The organism is Mycobacterium bohemicum DSM 44277 (assembly GCF_001053185.1).
Classification (GTDB): Bacteria; Actinomycetota; Actinomycetes; order Mycobacteriales; family Mycobacteriaceae; genus Mycobacterium; species Mycobacterium bohemicum.
Window position 1 is genome coordinate 1,434,538 of the sequence record NZ_CSTD01000001.1, and the last position, 18,527, is coordinate 1,453,064.

19 protein-coding genes, 1 tRNA gene and 1 pseudogene are annotated in these 18,527 nt (G+C 68.9%); 12 read left to right on the forward strand and 9 right to left on the reverse strand.

What is annotated here, in order from left to right; genetic code table 11:
- Positions 1-15: 15 nt before the first annotated feature.
- From BN971_RS06505 to BN971_RS06515, 3 genes are all read left to right on the forward strand, one after another.
- Positions 16-669: a GNAT family N-acetyltransferase gene (locus tag BN971_RS06505; protein ID WP_211279816.1), complete on the forward strand. Its 654-nt coding sequence runs from the start codon at positions 16-18 to the stop codon at positions 667-669.
- Between the two features lie 156 nt (positions 670-825).
- A complete protein-coding gene (gene sepX / locus BN971_RS06510) occupies positions 826-1,875 on the forward strand; it encodes a divisome protein SepX/GlpR (protein WP_085181431.1) in 1,050 nt (349 codons plus the stop codon).
- Between the two features lie 44 nt (positions 1,876-1,919).
- Positions 1,920-1,992, forward strand: a tRNA-Ala gene (locus BN971_RS06515).
- Between the two features lie 332 nt (positions 1,993-2,324).
- Here BN971_RS06515 and BN971_RS24520 read toward each other — a convergent pair.
- Entirely contained in the window at positions 2,325-2,930 is a 606-nt protein-coding gene (locus BN971_RS24520) for a hypothetical protein (RefSeq protein WP_139027058.1), read from the reverse strand.
- 131 nt (positions 2,931-3,061) lie between these two features.
- Here BN971_RS24520 and BN971_RS25635 point away from each other — a divergent pair.
- The 3 genes and pseudogenes from BN971_RS25635 to BN971_RS06535 all read left to right on the forward strand — a co-directional run bounded on the left by BN971_RS25635 (position 3,062) and on the right by BN971_RS06535 (position 4,930).
- Positions 3,062-3,654 (forward strand): annotated as a pseudogene (locus BN971_RS25635) (class I SAM-dependent methyltransferase).
- 288 nt (positions 3,655-3,942) lie between these two features.
- Positions 3,943-4,311: a VOC family protein gene (locus BN971_RS06530; protein WP_085181428.1), complete on the forward strand. Its 369-nt coding sequence runs from the start codon at positions 3,943-3,945 to the stop codon at positions 4,309-4,311.
- Between the two features lie 82 nt (positions 4,312-4,393).
- Positions 4,394-4,930, forward strand: a complete 537-nt coding sequence (locus BN971_RS06535) for a hypothetical protein (protein ID WP_085181427.1) — start codon at positions 4,394-4,396, stop codon at positions 4,928-4,930.
- Positions 4,931-4,948: 18 nt separating this feature from the next.
- On the opposite strand, the gene BN971_RS06540 is transcribed toward BN971_RS06535, so the two are convergent.
- Complete coding sequence (locus BN971_RS06540) at positions 4,949-5,611, reverse strand: C39 family peptidase (protein WP_090350027.1); 663 nt, start codon at positions 5,609-5,611, stop codon at positions 4,949-4,951.
- 153 nt (positions 5,612-5,764) lie between these two features.
- Here BN971_RS06540 and BN971_RS06545 point away from each other — a divergent pair, with 153 nt between their 5' ends.
- The gene (locus BN971_RS06545) at positions 5,765-6,889 is read left to right on the forward strand and encodes a M20/M25/M40 family metallo-hydrolase (RefSeq protein WP_085181426.1); all 1,125 of its coding nucleotides are present in this window, start codon (positions 5,765-5,767) and stop codon (positions 6,887-6,889) included.
- A gap of 11 nt (positions 6,890-6,900) precedes the next feature.
- On the opposite strand, the gene BN971_RS06550 is transcribed toward BN971_RS06545, so the two are convergent.
- Positions 6,901-7,491: a class I SAM-dependent methyltransferase gene (locus BN971_RS06550; RefSeq protein WP_245836789.1), complete on the reverse strand. Its 591-nt coding sequence runs from the start codon at positions 7,489-7,491 to the stop codon at positions 6,901-6,903.
- A gap of 305 nt (positions 7,492-7,796) precedes the next feature.
- On the opposite strand from BN971_RS06550, the gene pat reads away from it, so the two are divergent.
- From pat to BN971_RS06565, 3 genes are read left to right on the forward strand one after another with little or no spacing between them, the layout of a single operon-like run.
- Positions 7,797-8,747: an acetyltransferase Pat gene (gene pat / locus BN971_RS06555; protein ID WP_090350028.1), complete on the forward strand. Its 951-nt coding sequence runs from the start codon at positions 7,797-7,799 to the stop codon at positions 8,745-8,747.
- A 41-nt stretch (positions 8,748-8,788) separates the two neighbouring features.
- Entirely contained in the window at positions 8,789-9,487 is a 699-nt protein-coding gene (locus BN971_RS06560; RefSeq protein WP_085181482.1) for a DUF5642 family protein, read from the forward strand.
- A 27-nt stretch (positions 9,488-9,514) separates the two neighbouring features.
- Positions 9,515-10,171: a DUF5642 family protein gene (locus BN971_RS06565; RefSeq protein WP_085181424.1), complete on the forward strand. Its 657-nt coding sequence runs from the start codon at positions 9,515-9,517 to the stop codon at positions 10,169-10,171.
- A gap of 193 nt (positions 10,172-10,364) precedes the next feature.
- On the opposite strand, the gene BN971_RS06570 is transcribed toward BN971_RS06565, so the two are convergent.
- Positions 10,365-10,961 (reverse strand): alpha-ketoglutarate-dependent dioxygenase AlkB, encoded by a 597-nt coding sequence (locus BN971_RS06570; RefSeq protein ID WP_085181481.1) that lies wholly within the window; start codon positions 10,959-10,961, stop codon positions 10,365-10,367.
- Between the two features lie 56 nt (positions 10,962-11,017).
- Between BN971_RS06570 and arcA the strand changes: the two genes are divergently transcribed.
- Positions 11,018-12,229: an arginine deiminase gene (gene arcA, locus BN971_RS06575; protein WP_085181423.1), complete on the forward strand. Its 1,212-nt coding sequence runs from the start codon at positions 11,018-11,020 to the stop codon at positions 12,227-12,229.
- A 27-nt stretch (positions 12,230-12,256) separates the two neighbouring features.
- Here the strand turns inward: arcA and BN971_RS06580 are convergent, their stop codons facing one another.
- Positions 12,257-13,843: a dolichyl-phosphate-mannose--protein mannosyltransferase gene (locus BN971_RS06580; RefSeq protein WP_085181422.1), complete on the reverse strand. Its 1,587-nt coding sequence runs from the start codon at positions 13,841-13,843 to the stop codon at positions 12,257-12,259.
- Between the two features lie 25 nt (positions 13,844-13,868).
- Between BN971_RS06580 and rsmI the strand changes: the two genes are divergently transcribed.
- A complete protein-coding gene (rsmI, locus tag BN971_RS06585; RefSeq protein WP_085181421.1) occupies positions 13,869-14,705 on the forward strand; it encodes a 16S rRNA (cytidine(1402)-2'-O)-methyltransferase in 837 nt (278 codons plus the stop codon).
- A gap of 28 nt (positions 14,706-14,733) precedes the next feature.
- Here the strand turns inward: rsmI and BN971_RS24525 are convergent, their stop codons facing one another.
- The 4 genes from BN971_RS24525 to BN971_RS06600 form a co-directional block, all read right to left on the reverse strand.
- Positions 14,734-15,027: a hypothetical protein gene (locus tag BN971_RS24525; protein WP_139027060.1), complete on the reverse strand. Its 294-nt coding sequence runs from the start codon at positions 15,025-15,027 to the stop codon at positions 14,734-14,736.
- A 131-nt stretch (positions 15,028-15,158) separates the two neighbouring features.
- Positions 15,159-16,421, reverse strand: a complete 1,263-nt coding sequence (locus BN971_RS06590; RefSeq protein ID WP_085181419.1) for an aminodeoxychorismate synthase component I — start codon at positions 16,419-16,421, stop codon at positions 15,159-15,161.
- 26 nt (positions 16,422-16,447) lie between these two features.
- On the reverse strand, positions 16,448-17,347 hold the full coding sequence (locus BN971_RS06595; RefSeq protein WP_085181418.1) for an RNA polymerase sigma-70 factor: 900 nt from the start codon (positions 17,345-17,347) through the stop codon (positions 16,448-16,450).
- On the reverse strand, positions 17,344-18,522 hold the full coding sequence (locus tag BN971_RS06600) for a TIGR03619 family F420-dependent LLM class oxidoreductase (protein ID WP_090349881.1): 1,179 nt from the start codon (positions 18,520-18,522) through the stop codon (positions 17,344-17,346). The genes BN971_RS06595 and BN971_RS06600 overlap by 4 nt, the downstream gene beginning before the upstream one ends.
- Between the last annotated feature and the right edge of the window lie 5 nt (positions 18,523-18,527).

The window sequence follows — 18,527 nt, forward strand, 5'->3', positions numbered from 1 at the left end:
AGACCGCCCGCGCGCGTGAACCTCTTGCGTACCAACGCCCGCCACCCCGGTTGGCCGCTGAACGTGGGGCCGCTGCGGGTTCCCTCGGGCGTCGTCCGGCTGCGGCCGGTGCGGATGCGCGACGGCGCCCAGTGGAGCCGGACCCGGTTGGCCGATCGGGCTCACCTGGAGCCCTGGGAGCCCAGCGCCGAGGACGACTGGACGGTCCGCCACTCGGTCGCGGCGTGGCCCGTGTTGTGTTCGGGCCTGCGCGCGGAGGCGCGCAAGGGGCGCATGCTGCCCTACGTCATCGAGCTCAACGGGCGGTTCTGCGGGCAGTTGACCATCGGCAACGTCGTCCATGGGGCGCTGCGCTCGGCGTGGATCGGCTACTGGGTCGCCAAGTCGGCGACCGGCGGGGGCGTGGCGACGGCCGCCCTGGCGATGGGGGTGGACCACTGCTTCGGGCCGGTGATGCTGCATCGGGTCGAGGCGACCGTGCGTCCCGAGAACGCAGCCAGCCGGGCGGTTCTGGCAAAGGTGGGGTTCCGGCAGGAGGGCCTGCTGCTGCGCTACCTCGAGGTGGACAAGGCGTGGCGGGACCATCTGCTCATGGCGATCACCGTGGAAGAGGTGCAGGGGTCCATGGCATCGGCGCTGGTCCAGGCCGGTCATGCGCGATGGGCGTGACCGTTCGCCGCCGCGGTGTTGTGGCTACCGCGACACGAGTGACTTGTGGTGCTTGTGAGAGCGAAATTACAGGTGTGTAATTGTGCTGGTCACCGCGATCTCGCCACGACGGTCACTCGGCCGCGAGGGGATCGGGACGAGTAAGGAGCAAGTCACATGCCCAGCATCCCGCAATCATTGTTGTGGATATCGCTCGTGGTGCTTTGGCTCTTCGTCTTGGTTCCGATGCTGGTCAGCAAACGCGACGCCGTGCGGCGCACCAGCGACGTCGCGCTGGCGACCCGTGTCCTCAACGGCGGGGCGGGTGCCCGGCTGATCAAGCGCAGCGGTCCGGCGGCGGGCCACCGCAGCGACCCCGACTGGCAGCCGGAGGAAGAACCGGCGGAGCCCGAGTTCGCCGACTCCGACGGAGACGAGCACGCGGACGCCGACGCCGACGAGGCGGAGCGCACCCGGCCCGTGGTCATGCGGATGACGGTCGACGAAACCACCGAGCCCGACTACATCGACGTGGACGTCATCGAGGAGTCGGCGGCCCTGCCGGCGGCCGCCGCCGAGGCCGAGGCCGAGAACGCCTCCGAGTCCGCTGTCGTCGCCGCCGACGAAGAAGAGGCCGAGGAGCCCGAAACGCAGCCGGAGGCCGTCGGCCGCGACGAGGACGAGGCGGCGGCCGACGAATACGAGTACGTCGAGGACTCCTCGGGGCTGGAGCCCGAGGCGGACGACCACGACGACGAAGCCGAGTGGGCGAACGTGGCGCCGCGCTCGCGGCGGCGCCGGTTCGACACCAAGAAGGCCGCCGCGGTCAGCGCCCGCAAGTACGCGTTCCGCAAGCGGGTGCTCATGGTGATGGCCGTGATTCTGGTCGGTTCGGCCACCGCGGCGTTCGAGGTGTCGTCGAGCGCGTGGTGGGTGTGCGGGACCGCCACCGGTGTGACCGTGCTCTACCTGGCCTACCTGCGGCGCCAGACCCGGATCGAGGAGAGGGTGCGGCGGCGCCGGATGCAGCGGATGGCGCGCGCACGGCTCGGCGTCGAGAACGCCTACGACCGCGACTACGACGTGGTCCCCTCGCGCCTGAGGCGCCCCGGGGCCGTCGTGCTGGAGATCGACGACGAGGACCCGATCTTCGAGCACCTCGACGACGCGATGCCGGCGCGGGTCTACGGGTGGTCGCGCGACCTGCCGCGGGCCGTCGGCCAGTAGCGGTTCTGCGGTTGGCGCGGCGGCTGGTAGCCTGCTAGCGATCAGGGGCTATGGCGCAGTTGGTAGCGCGTCTCGTTCGCATCGAGAAGGTCAGGGGTTCGAATCCCCTTAGCTCCACCGGAGAAGAACCAGTTAGAGGCTATAATGGTGGTTAGCTGAATCCGAGTGTCGAACCCCCAAATCGCGCAGGAAATCACGCGCAAGACTTCCGGTGACCATCACAACCAACAGATTTAGGCGGTGCCAGCGACGGCCCGAATCGCCGTGTCCAGTGCTGGCGACAATGTCGCTAGTCGTCGTATTGATAGATCTGCGAGGCTTTGGCCCCTTCATAAGCTCTAAGCTGGTATATCGAACTTGCGAAGTAGTGAGTCCATAGATCCCAGATCCGCCGCCATTGCTCACACGTCGGATTTAGTTCTGTGGCGGGCAGTCCAGCGGCTTGTGCTTCAGCGGCACCTATCACCGCACCGCGGGAATGCGGCGAGGTGATGAGCGGCAGCGTGCCAAAATCCTGCACCCGCAGCGCTGCCATCTCGCCCCACCGCAGTCTGGTGTGGAAATCCCCTAAAATCCGTCGTATGTTTTGATACCGCGTCGGCTAAATAGTCGTACGCGCTCCAATAGTACGGGCTTCGCTCGTCTCTGATGACCTTTAAATACGGCATCAAAATTTTATGAGTCGTCGGAATGCTGTAGTACCAACCCTCAGCTAGCAAATCGACTCTAATCATGTTTTCGGCCACCAATATTCCGACAATATTAAATCTCGTGCAAACTTTAAAAGCTGAACTTTTCTCTTCAGCTGTCCAATTTGTGTGGGGCTTATTCCTAAGTGACAGCACCCTTTCCAAATCGTCTATCATGTCGGTTAGCAGGATGAAGACCTGATATAATTGCTGGCGAGAACGTGTCTCTTGCAAATCAGCTATTTGAAGATGTGAACTTTCAAGACTTCCCTTCATTAGGCCAGCTTGGCGCATATACACAACTAGAGTTCCAGCGATGAGTAGGGTCGCCGCAACTTGTGAATACAATGCGATACCTTGTGCCACGATATCCCTCCTAGCCTGCTGTCAACGATCGCGCGCTCACCTCCGGCACGTGTGCAAATCCAATAGGACGCCTCACATGTGGTCAACCTCGCCTGCCCGCGTCTGTCTGGGCTGGGGCCCAGATCATCCTGCTGGGCGCGGGATTCGACACCACCAGCTTGCGCACACGTTTCACGGATGCCGGGCCCGCTATCTTCGAGGTCGACGCCCCCACAATCCCGCAACAGAAGCGACGACTCCTGGACCGCGCCCACCGTGCTGTCGACTCGCGAGTGCACTGGGTTTCGTGCGATTTCGAATCCGATCGGCTGCCGCAGCGTCTGCACAGGCGGGATTCGACGCGACACGACCGTGCCTGGTCGTGTGGATCGGAGTCTCTGTCTACCTCACGCGAACCGCGATTGACCGCACTCTGGCCGATCTGACCAGCATGCGCGCGCGCGGAAGTCTCCTCGTCACCGACCACGGCGACCCCGAGACCGTCACCGGAACGCATCCACTCATCGGTGCACGCCGCACCGCCCGCCTGGTACGCCGCCGCGGCGAGCCTTGGCGTACCGCCTTGTCGCGGACCGAACTCACACACGCGCTCAACGCGGTCGGCTTTTCCGTCCGCGACCACGCGCGAGTCCCCGAACTCGCCAAGCGATACGCCCCGAACGGACGACCGTGGTGTTTCACCGACGACTGGCTGGGAGTGCTGAATGCTGAATCGTTGCCATAATTGTCTGTGGTGGCGCCCAGCGCTGTTCGCCGCGTAACACGCGCGTGCATAACGCCAGCACAGCCAGGCCTGGCGTAACGCAGCGTAGCGGCAGTTTGCGCCGCCCGGAGGCCTTTTTGCTCGAATTGTCAGGGGTTCGAATCCCCTTAGCTCCACAGAGTTTGAGCAGGTCAGCGCATCGCCATTCAGTAGTTGACCGAAGCCCTCGGCATTTCGACGACGGCCGTCTTGTCGGCGCCGCGTGCAACACTTGGGCGTATCGGCAGTGAAGCGCGACCAGGAGGATCAATGGGCGACGTTCGTTTGGGCGCAGTCTCGATCGATTGTGCGGATCCGGCTGCGCTGGCTGACTTTTACAAGAACGTTCTGGACGTCGGGGTGATGTTTTCCTCCGAGGACTTCGTCGCGCTGCAAGGCGCCGGGGTGCTGTTGACGTTTCAACGCGTCGCCGATCATCAGCCCCCCAGCTGGCCAACCGGCGCGGTGCCCAAACAGTTGCACCTGGAATTGGCGGTCAAGGACCTCGACGCCGCGGAGGCCCGGATCATCGGACTGGGCGCCGCGAAGGCCGACGTGCAGCCGAATCCCGACAACTGGCGCGTCCTGATCGACCCGGCGGGTCATCCGTTCTGCATCACGACCCTCATCCCCGAGTGAATCTCTGAGCCAAAGGCGTTGGTGCGACGGCCCTTACCCACCCACGGGTCTACGCTCGAGTAGGCACACGGAAAGGCACGCCATGTTCGCAGCGTTCGGATTCGAAACCATCGGTGTGGTCGTCGGGGACATGTATTTCGTCGACCCCAACCCGCTGGAGGGTCAGGAAACCCCGGAGCGCGGGGTCAGGCTGGAACTCCGCATGGTCGACCGGGGCGAACCCCGGGGGTCGATCTACGCCGGCGTCCCGATCGCCTTCACCCGCCCGTTGTGGCGAGTGGACCTGTTCGGGTCGACCGAGAGCCCGCCGGGGACGCTGGACCGGGCCCATCACCATCCCCGCTTCGACGGCTGGGAACCCGGACGGCGGAATTTCGTCCCCGAGCTGACCGCCGACCCGTCGGCCTGGTTGGCCGGCCAGCTGGCCGACCCGGCCGCGGTGCTGGCCCGGGCCGGCGTCGACCTCGACGAGGTCACCGAGGCCGACCTGACCGGACTCGCCTCGGCCGCCCCGGAGATCGTCGCCGTCGTCAAACGGATGCTCGAGCGCGTGCGCGACGGGGAACTGGCCCCGGCACCGCCCGAGCCGGTCGCCGCCGCCCGCACCGGCTGGCTCTGACTCCGACCCGAGCGGCCGTCAGCTGGTGACGGCCATCAGCTCGTTGCCGGCGTCCCACGCCCGCATGAACAGCGCCATCCGAACCTGTTCGTCGCGGCCCGACTCGCTGCCGCTGTCGTTGACGTGCACGACCTGGTTGGCGGTGTCGACGCCGGTCACCACCACGCTGTGGTTGTGCGCGGGCTTGCCGTGCCTGTCGCGGTCCTCGACCGGCTTGTGCCAGAGGATCTCGCCGTTGACACTGACCACCACCTTGTGGCTGGCCCCCAACTGCCGCTCGAGTGCGTCGATGTTGCCGTCCATGATCACCGCGCCGACGTTGTAGCGGGCCAGCAGCGTTGGGATGTCCCTGAACCACGCGCCCTCGCCCGAATTCGGGTCCGTGGGGTCGGCGGGCCGGGTGTAGATCGGTCCCGGGCCCTGCGAGCTCGGCGTCGACTGCGCCATGTCGATGATGTCCTCCTCGGAGGGCTCGACCCCGGTCACTTCGCCGACCACGTCGGCGCTCGACATGATGACGCAGTCATCCCAATACTGTTGGTAGTGCCAGTATTTCGCGGCGGCGACCGGGTCCCCGTACATGGAGCCCGGCATCGCCCAGGCCGGTCCGGCCAATCCCGGAACGACACCGGCCGCGATGGCGGCGGCCCAAGCTATGGCCGCGATCTTCACCCTCGACATGAGCACGAGGATCGGTCCTCTGTCTTGACGTTTTCTCAAAGGATCCTTCAAGCGACGACGAACTCCCGGATTCCCGGCGGCGAATGCGGGTACTGATGTCGTATCCGGCGAAAGCCGCCGGCGCCGATGTGCGCCCGGCGACGGAAGGGACAGATGGCGCACCGCGATTACGACTCCACCGAACGGCTGTTGCAAGAACTGCTCTGGAGCTACGGACCGTGCGGCCAGGAGGACGCCGTGCGCGCCGTCTGCGCCCGCGAACTGCAACCCCTGGTCGACGACATGTGGGTCGACGGCGCCGGCAACCTCATCGGCTACATCGCCGCCGACGGTTCCTTCGACGCCGCGACGGCCGACCACCGCCACCGGACCACCGCGACCCCCGGCCTCGGCGCCGCCACGCGGGTAATGGCCCACATGGACGAGCTGTCCATGCTCGTCAAGCGGGTCGAGCCGGACGGCACGCTGCACGTCACCCAGCTGGGCACCATGTACCCCGGCAACTTCGGGCTCGGACCGGTCGCGGTACTCGGCGCGCAGGAGACGTTCACCGCGGTGCTCACCCTCGGCTCCGAACACACCACCCAGGAGAGCCAGCGGATCTGGCAGACGAAGCCCGACCGGGGCGACCACTCGCTGGACTGGCACCACGTCTACGTGTTCACCGGCCGCACACCCCAACAACTGGAGGCCCTGGGGGTCCGCCCCGGCACCCGGGTGTGCGTCCACCGCAGCAAGAGGTCGCTGGTCGAGGTGGGCGACTATATAGGCTGCTACTTCCTCGACGACCGCGCCGCGGTGACGGCCCTGCTGCGCGCCGCCCGCCTGCTGCGCGAGCGAAACCACCGCCCGACGGACGACGCCTACTTCGCGTTCACCACCAACGAGGAGATCGGCGGCGTGGGCGGCACCTATGCCAGCGCCAGCCTGCCCGGCACGCTCACCCTCGCGTTGGAGGTGGGGCCCACCGAACGGGAGTACACCACCACCGTCAGCGGCGGCCCGATCGTCGGGTACAGCGACGCCCTATGCGTCTACGACAAGGACGTCGCCGACCGGCTCATGGCAATCGCTGCCGACCGCGGCCTCTCCCCGCAGGCGGCGGTGCTGGGCGCCTTCGAGTCCGACGCGTCGCACTCGAAAGCCAGCGGGGTCACACCGCGCGCGGGGCTGCTGTGCCTGCCCACGCTGAGCACCCACGGCTACGAGGTCATCCACCGGGGCGCCGTCGAGGACATGGCCACGGTCATCGTCGACTTCCTGCGCCAACCCGCCTGAGTCGCCCGGCGTCAGCCCGGCTTCGCGGCGGCCACGAACTGCAGCGCCCGCTGGGCCTGCAACTCGACGTCCACCAGGCCGGCGGACGAGAAGAAGTCGACGAAGGCGTGCCGGTCGAACATCGTCAAGCCGATCAGCCGCGCCCCGCCGGACAGCGCATAGCGCACCGGCGCCAATTCCGTGGCATAGCTGGTGAGGACGGCGATGCGGCCCCCGGGCCCAAGCACCCGGACCATCTCACCGGCGACGCCAAACGGCTCCGGCATCAGGTACAGCGCGCCGAAACAGCACACGGCGTCGAACGTCGCGTCGGCGAACGGCAGGCTGCGCGCGTCGCCGCGCACATAACAGGTCCGCGGCCCGCCGTTGTCGTGCACCGCCCGCGCAAGCATCGGTTCGGAGATGTCGAACCCGACCGCCAGCCCGCCGTCGGCGAGCTGCTCGGCCAGGGGCCTGGTGAAATTGCCGGGGCCGCAGGCGACGTCGAGCAAACGCCGCGCTTGCGGGAGCCGCAGGGCCGCCGCCGCGCGCCGCTGCTCGGCGCCGGTGGTGACGCCGCTGGCGAGGTAAAAGGACGTCGGCCGCCACAGCCGCTCGTACACGGTGGCGACGAACGGGCTGTTCGGCGCGCTGGGCGAGGGTCGGGGCCGGTGAGCTCGTCGACGCGCCCAGCAGGTCGAGGAAGCCGTCGCGCAGCACGGCGCCGCGGTCGAGCAGCGCTCGCGTCAACTCGACCGGATCGTCGTTCACGGGTTGGTTGATACCGCCCACGCTATCGGTTCGCCACGTCGGCTCCTTGCCGCGGCCGGAACCCACCTCATAACCTGGGCACCATCACCAGAACACCGATCGGCGGGACAGCGCAGTGGCCGAACTGACCGGCGCGCGGGCAGAAGAGCTGGCGACGATGGACATCTTCGAGGGATGTCCGCTCGAGGACCTGATCGCGTTGGCGTCCGCGGTTGCGCCGCTGAGCGCCCCGGCCGGCCAGGTGCTCATGCAGCAAGGCGAGCAGGCCGTTTCGTTCCTGCTCATCTCCTCCGGCACCGCCGAGATCAAGCACCTCGGCGCCGACGACGAAGTGGTGGTCGGGCAGGCGTCGCCGGGCATGATCGTCGGGGAGATCGCCCTGCTGCGTGACATCCCGCGCACCGCCACGGTCGTCACCTCCGAACCCCTCACCGGCTGGATCGGCGGCAGCGACGCCTTCGCCCGGCTGGTGCACATCCCCGAGATCATGCCGCGGCTGCTGCGAACGGTGCGTCAGCGCCTCGCGGCCTTCATCACGCCCATCCCTATCCGGGTGCGCGACGGAACGCTGTTGATGCTTCGTCCGGTCCTGCCGGGCGACACCGAGCGGACGGTGCACGGTCACGTGCACTTCTCCAGCGAGACGCTGTATCGGCGCTTCATGTCGGCCCGGCTGCCCACGCCGGCATTGATGCATTACCTGTCCGAAGTCGACTATGTCGACCACTTCGTGTGGGTGGTGACCGACGGCGACGATCCGGTGGCCGACGCCCGCTTCGTTCGTGACGAGGCTGATCCCACCGTCGCCGAGGTCGCGTTCACCGTCGCCGACGCCTACCAGGGCCGGGGGATCGGCACCTTCCTGATCGGCGCCCTGTCCATCGCCGCGCGGGTCAACGGCGTCGAAAGGTTCTCTGCACGAATGCTTTCCGACAACGCGCCGATGCGGGCGATCATGGACCGTCACGGAGCGGTCTGGCAGCGCGAGGACATCGGCGTCATCACCACCGTCATCGATGTGCCAAGCGGCCGGGACCTGACGCTGCGCCGCGACATGGCTGAGGAGATCCAGCGCATGGCCCGCCAGGTGATCGAGGCGGTCGGCTGAATGACGCCGGTTCGCCGGCGGCCCGTGGTATGAACGGCCCCATGCGGTCATTCCGGATCGGCCCGGGGGCCGCTGCCCTGTTGATCGCCGCGCTCGCCTGCTGCGCCCACTCGCCGTCGGCCCCGCCCTCGGCGTCGACCGCGAATTCGCCTACGGCCCATAGCGTTGCGGTCAACCCGGCCCACATCAAGAGGATCGTCGGCGACCTGCCGCCCGGTTACGAAGTGACCACCGGAGTCCCCGACGATGTTTCTCCTCGGACGATCTGGAACCTGCCCGCCGACGCGGCGGCCGTCGAGTCCGCCCCGGCGCAATGCGCCGCCCTCGCCGACCCCGGCAATGGGCGGGGCCGATCGGCCCAGGGCGTCTCGGCCTCCGGAACCGGCGGCATCATCCGCGCGGTGGTGGTCGCGTTGCCCGGACCGGCTCAGCTCGACCACAACGTCGTCGAACAGTGCCCCCGGTGGTCGATGAACTCCGGGCACACCACGGCCAGTGTGCAGCTGACCGACGCCCCGCATGTGAACGACGCCGACACCGTCGGGATGCTGGCCGAGACCAAGTCATCGGTCGAATCGGGAACCGAAATAGACTCGCGGACATACACTTTCGTCGCATATCTGGGTAACTACTACGCGTTCACCACGCTGACCACCGACCCGGGTTCGGCGCTGCCGGCGCTGCCGCCGAAATTCGCGGCGGATTTGCTGGTCAAAACGGTGTCCGCGTTGCGCGGCTGAGCCGCCGCCTTGGGTAGATTGGCCCCGGTGTCCAGGGTCTTGCTCGCGATCGCGGCGGCGTGCGTGATGGCCGGCTGCTCGTCGGGTGGGGAAAGCTCCTCGGCGAAGGTCGACATCGCCAAGGTCGCGGACGTGAAGTCAAGCTTCGGCCCCGACTACAAGGTCACCGACATCACCGAACGGGCGATCGACCCGAAGTTCTTCGCGTCCCGCAAGCTGCCCGAGGGGCTGGCGTTCGATCCGCCGAACTGCGCAAAGGCGGCGGTGGGGCCCGAGATGCCGCCCGACCTCCAGGGCAACATGGCTGCCGTGACCGCGGAGGGGAAGGGCAACCGCTTCGTCATCATCGCGTTGGAAACGTCAAAAGCGTTGCCGATCAACGATCCCGGGAAAGACTGCGCCAAGATCGCCTTCTCGGGGCCGCAGGTCCGCGGCGGCATGGAGGTGGTCGACGCGCCGCACATCGACGGGACCACCACGCTGGGCGTGCACCGGGTGCTGCAGGCGGTGGTGCCGGGGGGCGCCCGCACCGGCGAGCTGTATGACTATTCGGCGCAATTCGGCTACTACCAGGTGATCGTGGTCGCCAACCCGCTGGTGGTCCCCGATCAGCCCGTGGTCCCGGTGGACACCCAGCGCGCCCGCGACTTGCTCGTCAGGGCGGTCCAGGCGGTGCGGAGTTAGCTGTCCTCGGCCAGCCGGGCCGCGAGTCACACCTGTCTCTTGCGTCTCCGAGTGCGGCGGCGTCTGGTTCTGCCCGCCTCTTAGCGACAAACTGGGTTCACACCGCCCGTCCCGGCCCGATTGTCGCTATGAGGCGGGCACATCGAGTGCCACCCCCGCCAGGGACTCGTGTGACAGCTGTGGCAATCCGGGTTTAACGCACCCCACGCGGCCGGAATTGGATGCTGACCCGCGGGCCCGTCGGCGCCGACGTCTTGGGCACCGAGTGCTCCCAGGTGCGCTGGCATGATCCACCCATCACCAGCAGGTCGCCATGCGCCTGCGGGAGCCGCAGCGAGGGGCCGCCGCCGCGTCGGCGCAGTGCGAAAGTCCTTGTGGCGCCGAGGCTGACGATCGCCACCATGGTGTCCTCGGTGCTGCTGCGGCCGATGGTGTCGCCGTGCCAGGCGACGCTGTCCGAGCCGTCGCGGTAGCAGCACAACCCGACGGTGGTGAACGGCTCGCCGAGCTCGCCGGCGTAGATGTCGTTCAGCCGGCGCCGCAGCCGGGCCAGCATGGGATGCGGCGGCTCCTCGACCGTCAGGTCGTGAAAGCTGACCAGCCGCGGCACGTCGACCACCCGGTCATACATCTGGCGGCGCTCGGCCCGCCACGGCACGCCCGACACCAGGGCCTCGAGGAGTTCGTCGGCGCCCGTCAGCCATCCGGCGCGCATCTCGAGGAACGCGCCGTCACCGAGATCCCTGCGCTCGGTGTGCTGGAACAGGGAGTCCTGGACCGCGATCTCCACCACGCCACTTTATCGCACATTCGTTCGACGACGGGGTTGCGGCTACGGTTTTCATCGTGGGCGCTGTCGAGTTGGGCACCAATTCCGAGGTGGGCAGGCTGCGGGTCGTGATCGTGCACCGCCCCGGGGCCGAGTTGCGGCGGCTCAACCCGCGCAACGTCGACCAGCTGCTGTTCGACGGGCTGCCCTGGGTGGCGCGGGCGCAGGAGGAACACGATCGGTTCGCCGAGTTGCTGCGCGCGCGGGGCGTGGAGGTGCTGTTGCTGTCGGACCTGCTGACCGAGGCGCTGCACCACAGCGGCGCCGCCCGGATGCAGGGCGTGGCCGCCGCGGTCGACGCGCGCCGGCTCGGGGTGCCGTTGGCGCAGGAGTTGTCCGCCTATCTGCGCAGCCTCGAGCCGGGCAAGCTGGCCCAGGTGCTGATGGCCGGCATGACGTTCAACGAGCTGCCCCCGGACACTCGGACCGACGTGTCGCTGGTGCTTCGCATGCACCACGGGGCGGACTTCGTCATCGAGCCGCTGCCCAACCTGGTTTTCACGCGTGACTCGTCGATCTGGGTGGGGCCGCGGGTGGTGATCCCGACGCTGGCGCTGCGCGCCCGAATCCGCGAAGCGTCGTTGACCGATCTCATCTATGCCCATCACCCACGGTTCACCGGCGTGCGCCGCGCCTACGAGTCGCGCACCGCGCCGGTCGAGGGCGGTGACGTGCTGCTGCTCGCCCCGGGCGTCGTCGCGGTGGGGGTGGGGGAGCGGACCACCCCGGCCGGCGCGGAAGCCTTGGCCCGCAGCCTTTTCGACGACGGGCTGGCACGCACCGTGCTCGCGGTCCCGATCGCCCAGCGGCGCGCGCAGATGCACTTGGACACGGTGTGCACGATGGTCGACACCGACACCGTCGTCATGTACGCCAACATCGTCGACACGCTGTCGGCGTTCACCATCGAGCGAACCCCCGATGGCGTGACCATCAGCGACGAAGCCCCCTTCCGCGAGGCGGCGGCCAGGGCGATGGGGATCGACAAGCTGCGGGTCATCGACACTGGCCTGGATCCGCTCATCGCCGAACGTGAGCAGTGGGACGACGGGAACAACACGCTAGCGCTGGCGCCGGGAGTGGTGGTCGCCTACGAACGCAACGTGCAGACCAACGCCCGCCTCGAGGACGCCGGCATCGAAGTGCTCACGATCGCGGGCTCGGAACTGGGCACCGGCCGCGGGGGCCCGCGCTGCATGTCCTGTCCCGTGGCTCGCGACCCCACCTGAGGTGACGCGCACCGGCGCGTCGACACCTCAGCGCCAGCTGGGCAGCCAGATCTCCATGTTCCACGTCTGCTGGGAAATCGGGAGGCCGGTAAGGACCGGGAAAAGCCACGCGAAGTTCGTCACCACCAGGGCCACATAGGCCGAAACGGCGATCAGCCCCAGCGTGCGGCGCTCCGAGCCTTGCGCCATGCGGTGGCCACGCGCGGGCGGGTACAGGATGTCGCCGCAGATCAAGGCTATGGCCATGGCGAGGAACGGCCCCATCGTCGCCGCGTAGAAGAAGTACATCTGCCGGTCGATGTCGGCGAACCAGGGCAGCCACCCCGCGCAATAACCGGTCAGCACCGTCGCGTATCGCCAGTCGCGGCGCACCAGGGTGCGCCAGGCCGCGTACACCAGAACCGGCACCGCCAGCCACCACATGGCCGGCGTGCCGACCATCATCTCCGCCTTGACGCACGACTGCCCGCCGCAGCCGGGAACGTTCTGCTGATCGATCGCGTAGAGCACCGGCCGCAGCGACATCGGCCAGCTCCACGGTTTCGACTCCCACGGGTGGTAATTTCCGGCCGCGTTCGTCAGACCGGCGTGGAATTGCAGAGCCTTGGCGCTGTAATACCAGAGCGAGCGGATCGCGTCGGGCACGGGCACAACCGATTTCGTCCCGATCGTCTGGCCCACTTGGTGCCGGTCGATCGCCGTCTCGGACGCGAACCACGGCGCGTAGCTGGCCAGGTACACGGCCACCGGGATGACCGCCAGCGCATAGGCGGTGGGAATCAGGTCGCGTCGCAACACCCCGGCCCAGGGCCGGGTGACCTGGTACTGGCGCCGCGCCGCCACGTCGAACGCCAACGACATGGCACCGAAGAACAACACGAAGTAGAGCCCGGACCACTTTGTGCCGCAAGCCAATCCGAGCAGGACTCCGGCCAGGAAGCGCCACCATCGCACACCCAGGCGTGGGCCCCACACCGTCTCGGCGATGCGGCCCTGCATGAACGCGACGTGCATCCGTTGGCGCACCTGGTCGCGGTCGACGATGAGCGCGCCGAACGCCGCCACCACGAAGAAGGTGAGGATGCCGTCCAGCAACGCGGTCCGGGCGGCGACGAAGCTCACGCCGTCGCAGATGACCAAGACGCCGGCGATGGCGCCGACAAGGGTGGAGCGGCTGATCCGTCGCACGATCCGCATCACCAGCGTCACCAGAACCACGCCGAGGAGCGCCCCGGTGAACCGCCAGCCCACCCCGTTGTATCCGAACACGGCCTCGCCGATCGCGATCAACTGCTTGCCGACCGGCGGGTGCACGACGAGGCCGAACCCGGGGTTGTCCTCGACCCCGTGGTTGTGCAGCACCTGCCAGGCCTGCGGAGCGTAGTGCTTCTCGTCGAAGATCGGCGTGCCGGCGTCGGTCGGCGAACCCAGGTTGATGAACCGGGTGATCGCCGCCAGCACGGTGATCACGCCCGTGGCGACCCACCCGCGGACGTGGTCGAGCGGCCCGAAGTCGGCCGGCGGAACCAGCGGCCCCGGGCTGACGACGGGTACGACGCGTTCCTGCTCGGCAGCCCCTTCGGTCAGGGAGGTTTCGCGGGGCGGGGCGGTCATCGGTGTCGATCGTAGGCTGTCGGGCATGACCACTGGGCGGCTATTGCTGGGTGCGACGCCGCTGGGCCGGCCGTCGGACGCCTCGCCGCGGCTGATCGACGCCCTGGCCCGGGCCGACGTGGTGGCCGCCGAGGACACCCGCCGGGTGCGGACCCTGGCCAAGGCGCTCGAGGTCCGGATCACCGGCCGGGTAGTCAGCCTGTTCGACAGCGTCGAGGCCGCGCGGGTGGACCCCCTGATCGAGGCCATGCAGGCGGGCGCGACGGTGCTGGTGGTCAGCGATGCCGGGATGCCGGTGATCAGCGATCCCGGTTACCGGCTGGTGGTCGCGTGCGCCGAGGCCGGCCTTCCGGTGCAGTGCCTGCCCGGGCCGTCGGCGGTCACGACGGCGCTGGCGGTCTCCGGTCTCCCCTCGGAGAGGTTCTGCTTCGAGGGGTTCGCGCCCCGCAAGAAGGCGGCGCGCCGGACGTGGCTCGCGGCGCTGGGGGATGAGCGGCGCACCTGCGTGTTCTTCGAATCACCGCGCCGGCTCGCCGCTTGTCTGCACGACGCCGTCGAGCAGCTGGGCGGCGACCGCCGCGCGGCGGTCTGCCGCGAGCTCACCAAGGTGCACGAGGAAGTGGTGCGCGGATCGCTCGAGGAGCTGGCCGCGTGGGCGGACGGCGGCGTGCTCGGCGAAATCACGATCGTCCTGGCCGGGGCGACCCCGCGCGCGGACGTGCCCTCGCTGGTGGCGCAGGTGGAGAACCTCGTCGGGGCGGGGGCCCGCGTCAAGGACGCCTGCGGTGAGGTGGCCGCGGCCCACGCGGGCGTCCGCTCGCGAGAACTCTACGAGGCGGTCCTGCGGTCACGCCGTGGGTGAACCCGGCCGGCCTACAGGTGCGGCAGGTTCAGCGGGTTCGGTAGCGAGGGCAACGCGGGCGGTGGGGGCCCGGCCCGGCGGGCGGGCCGGGCGGCGTCGCGTTGGCTGCTTGGGCGAAGGGTGTGGGCGGCTGCGGTGACACCGCGTCGGGCGCGGGCTTGGGTGTCTCGGGCATCAGGACCGAGGCCACTCGCTCGCACTTCGCCGCCCCGCCGCAGCTGCCTCCCGTCGGCAGCGGCGTACTGACCGAGGTCAGCGGCGTCACCGCCAGCGTTCCACCGAGCAGCGCGGATGCCGCTGCGCCGAGCAGAGCGATTCTCATGACAAAAACCTCATATCCAGCAGTCGAAACGCAATTGGTACGAGTCACCCCGGGTCAATGGTCAGAGCTTAAGCGCAACCGCCCCGTGATGCGGGCGTTATGGGAAATCCGCAGGTTGCCGATTATCCCGGCTAACCGCGCGCCGCCGCGGGCGTGGGATGCGGCGCCCCGACGATCGGGGACGCCTTGTGCAGGCATTCCGCCCATTCGGCGTCGGGGTCGGAATCCGCGGTGATGCCCCCGCCGACGCCCAGCACGGCGTTGCCCGACGTGTCGAACTCGACGGTGCGGATCGCGACGTTGAGCTCGCACCCGGCCACGGGCGACGCCAACCCTATCGTCCCGCAGTAGATCCCTCGCCGCTTCTGTTCCCACGTCGATATGAGCTGGCGTGCGCGGCTTTTTGGCGTTCCCGTGACCGAAGCGGGCGGGAAGGCGGCGTCCAGCAGCGCCGACGTCGTAACCTCGGCGGCGACCAGGGCCGAGACGGTCGACACCAGGTGCCAGACGCCGGGCGCGCGGCGCACCACCAGCAGTTCCGGGACGGTGACGGTGCCGGTGATCGCGACCCGACCCAGGTCATTGCGGACGAGATCCACGATCATGATGTTCTCGGCCACGTCCTTCGCGGACGCCCGCAGCGCCGATGGCCAGGCGTCCAGCGGCAGCGTGCCCTTGATGGGGCTGGAGGTCACGGCCTCCCCGCGGCGGCGCAGGAACAGCTCCGGCGACAGTGACGCGACCGCGCCCCAGGGTCCGGCGAGGTAGGCGGCGCGCGCGGGAGCGGTGCGCGCGACGCCGTCGACGAAGAAATCCAGCGGGTCGCCGCGGAATTTCCCGCTCAGCTGCGTGCACACGCACGCCTGGTACACCTCCCCGGCCGCGATCGCCTCCAGGCAGGCCAGCACGCCGCCACGGTGCGCCGCACGATCGGCAGTTCCCCAGTCGATCAGGCAGTCGCGCGGCGTCGCCCAGGGCGACGCCAACGCGGTGGCGAGCCAGTCGGGCATCGTTGCGCCGGAAAGGCTTTCGTACCACCAATCGCCGGCGGCGTCCCGGCGCAGCACGCAGTCGGTCCAGCCGCCTGCGGCCTCGGGGATCCGGTTCGGTCGCCCGTCCGCGCCCGGGTCCGGATACGACAGGTAGCCCAGCCAGCCGCCGCCCACCGCCGTCGAGTCGGGGCTGGCGCTCCCGGCGCCGCTCGGCGGCGCCGGGAACGCCTCGTCGGCATCCACCGGGCCCACCGACAGGCTGGGGGCGATCACCGCCAGCGCCCCGAACCACTCGCCGGTCAGCGCCGCCGGTGGCGGCAGACCGAGGCGGGCGGTCGCGTCACCGATCGCCCGCAGCACCCGCGGCGCGGTGCCGAGGTCGCCAAGCCGGTCGATTCGCACCGCCCTAGCTTGGCAGGTGAGGAGTTTCAGCGGCGACTGATGTCGCGCGCCGCCGCCAGGGTCACCAGTTTGTCCGGATTGCGCATCACGTAGAAGTTGGTGATCTTGTCCTGAACGATCTCCACCGTGATCACCCCCTCGAGGCGCCCGTCGAGGTAGAACAGCACCGCCGGCGCGCTGTTGCACGTCACCATTTCCGTCCGTAGGCGGGCCCCGCCCTTGCGCATCAATCCGGCAATCGCCGCGGCGACCCGGGCGGCGCCGACCACCGGCCTGCGCGCGGCGCTCACCTTGCCACCGCTGTCGGCCGTCCAGGTGGCGTCCGGGGCCAGCAAGGCCATCAGGGCCTCGACGTCGCCGCCGGCGGCGGTTTGCAGGAACTGCATGGTGATCCGTGCGTTGCGTTGCGGATCGGTCGCATCGAATCTCTTGCGCCGGGCCCGCACGTGCTCGCGGGCCCGGTGCGCGACCTGCCGCACTGTTGGCGCCGGCTTGCCCACCGCCGCGGCGATCTCGGCGTACTCGAAGCCGAACACCTCGCGCAGCACGAACACCGCCCGCTCATCGGGAGTCAGCGTCTCCAGCAAGACCAACATGGCCATCGAAACCGATTCCGCCAGAACGACATCGGCCGACGGGTCCTGATCGTCGAGGAGCAGCGGCTCGGGCAGCCACGGCCCGACGTACTCCTCCCGGCGGCGGGCGCCGGCACGCAGCGTATTGAGCGCCTGACGGGTCACCAGCTGGGCGAGGTAGGACTTGGTGTCGCGCACCCGCGTCAGGTCGACCTCCGCCCAGCGCAGGTAGCTGTCCTGCAGCACGTCGTCGGCTTCGGTCGCCGAGCCCAGGATCTCGTAGGCGACGGTGAACAGCAGCGGCCGCAGGAGGGTGAAGCGCTCGGCGTGCTCGTCGCCGGCCGCCGTCATCGGCTGACGACCTGCCGGCTGGCTTGCATCCGCGCGGGACGCTTGCCGCCCTTGAGCCAACGGTAGGAGCCGGGTTTGGCGGCCTCGCGCCGGATGGACCACAGGGTGGCCTTGCAGATCGCCTCCTTGAGCGACGTCGCGAGGCGGCCGCCCATGACGAGGTTGATCGGGGTGTCGTCGGTGTGGGAGAGCTGGATCGCCGCGCCGGAGCGGCCGAGGCTGATGCACTGGCCGATGAACGCCTGGTTGACCGCCGCCGGTGTGCGCCCGGCGATGCGGCTCAGGACGGTATTGGCCGCTTGCGCGCCCAGCGGCCCGGCCGCCTGGCAGCTCATCCGCAGCGGCCGGCCCGACGGCGCGGCGGCATCACCCGCGGCGACGATGCGGTCGTCGTCGATGCTCGTCAGCGTCTCGTCGGTGATCAGCCGCCCCACCGCGTCGGTCGTCAGCCCGCTGCGTGCAGCAAGGTCCGGCACGGCGAAGCCGGCCGTCCAGACGGTCACGGCGCCGGGCACCACCCGGCCGTCGCCGAGTGCCACCGCATCCCGGCGCACCTCGCTCGCAGCCAGCCGCCCGGCCCGGCGCGCCGCCGCCGGGCTGTGCCCGCCGATGTGGACCGGAAGCCGTTCCCCGGCAACGGGTTTGGGATACGACATGACGCCGTCGAAGTCGAAGAACTCGCCGTGATGTGAGGCGCCTTCGGGCCGGTCCGCCCAGAGCGTCCGCAGCACCGCCAGCTGTTCGTCGGCGCGCCTGCCCCGGGTCGCGAAGTCGGCGCCGCACGCCTCGACCTCTTCTCTGAGCCAGCCGACGCCCACGCACAACCGAAGCCGGCCGCCGGAGAGCACGTCGACGGTCGCGGCCCGCTTGGCCAGCACCACGGGGTGGTGGTTGGGCAGGACCAGCACCCCGGTCGCCAGGCCCAGCCGGCCGGTGTGGGCAGCGAGGAACGCCAGCACGTCCAGGGGATCGGGAATGGGGCAGTCCGCGGCCATGCCGACCCGCCCCGACTTGTCGTAGGGATAGACGCTGTCGTAGCTGGTGGCCAGGACGGTGTGCTCGGCGACGATGATCGATTCAAAACCGCACGCCTCGAGGTGCCGGGCGAAGCTCACCATCCATTGGGGGTCGGCGGTGACCCCATCGGCCACCGGGGCGACGACCGAAACCTTCATGGGGC